General features: G+C 57.1%; 1 pseudogene. It reads right to left on the bottom strand.

Annotated features, from left to right (window positions below):
* Positions 1-1325 (bottom strand): annotated as a pseudogene (locus K1I80_RS11970) (hypothetical protein); the annotation flags it as partial.

The raw sequence follows: 1325 nt of genomic DNA on the forward strand, positions 1-1325 counted from the left end.
CAACGAGCGCGTCCGTATCTGCCAGCACGTCCGCTTCAACGAGCGCGTCAGTAAGCGCAAGTACGTCTGCTTCAACGAGTGCATCAGTGAGCGCAAGTACGTCCGCGTCTACTAGTGCGTCAGTAAGCGCAAGTACGTCTGCATCGACCAGCGCGTCTATGAGTGCAAGTACGTCGGCATCAACGAGTGCGTCAGTAAGTGCAAGTACGTCTGCGTCGACGAGTGCATCTGTATCAGCCAGCACGTCCGCTTCAACGAGTGCATCAGTAAGCGCAAGTACGTCCGCGTCTACTAGCGCGTCTATGAGTGCAAGTACTTCAGCGTCCACGAGCGCATCAGTGAGCGCAAGTACGTCCGCATCGACGAGTGCATCAGTGAGCGCAAGTACGTCCGCATCGACAAGTGCGTCTGTATCTGCAAGCACGTCCGCTTCAACGAGCGCGTCCGTATCTGCCAGCACATCTGCATCGACAAGTGCGTCCGTATCAGCAAGTACGTCTGCTTCAACGAGCGCGTCAGTGAGCGCAAGTACGTCCGCCTCGACGAGCGCGTCAGTGAGCGCAAGTACGTCCGCCTCGACGAGCGCCTCTGTATCAGCAAGTGCGTCAGCATCGACAAGTGCGTCCGTATCAGCAAGTGCGTCAGCATCGACAAGTGCGTCCGTATCAGCAAGCACGTCCGCATCAACGAGTGCATCAGTAAGCGCAAGTACGTCTGCTTCAACAAGTGCATCTGTATCCGCAAGTACGTCTGCATCGACGAGTGCGTCAGTTTCAGCCAGCACGTCCGCATCAACCAGTGCGTCAGTAAGTGCAAGTACGTCTGCGTCGACGAGTGCATCTGTATCAGCCAGCACGTCCGCATCAACGAGTGCATCTGTATCAGCCAGCACGTCCGCTTCCACGAGTGCGTCAGTGAGTGCAAGTACATCCGCGTCCACGAGTGCTTCAGTTTCCGCAAGCACGTCCGCGTCCACGAGTGCTTCAGTTTCCGCAAGCACGTCCGCGTCCACAAGCGCATCTGTATCCGCAAGTACGTCCGCGTCCACGAGTGCTTCAGTTTCCGCAAGCACGTCCGCATCGACAAGTGCGTCAGTGAGCGCAAGTACGTCCGCATCGACAAGTGCGTCAGTAAGTGCAAGTACGTCCGCTTCAACGAGCGCGTCCGTATCTGCCAGCACGTCCGCTTCAACGAGCGCGTCAGTAAGCGCAAGTACGTCTGCTTCAACGAGTGCATCAGTGAGCGCAAGTACGTCCGCGTCTACTAGTGCGTCAGTAAGCGCAAGTACGTCTGCATCGACCAGCGCGTCTATGAGTGCAAGTACG

It is taken from the genome of Streptococcus sanguinis (assembly GCF_019929225.1).
Taxonomy (GTDB): domain Bacteria; phylum Bacillota; class Bacilli; order Lactobacillales; family Streptococcaceae; genus Streptococcus; species Streptococcus sanguinis_J.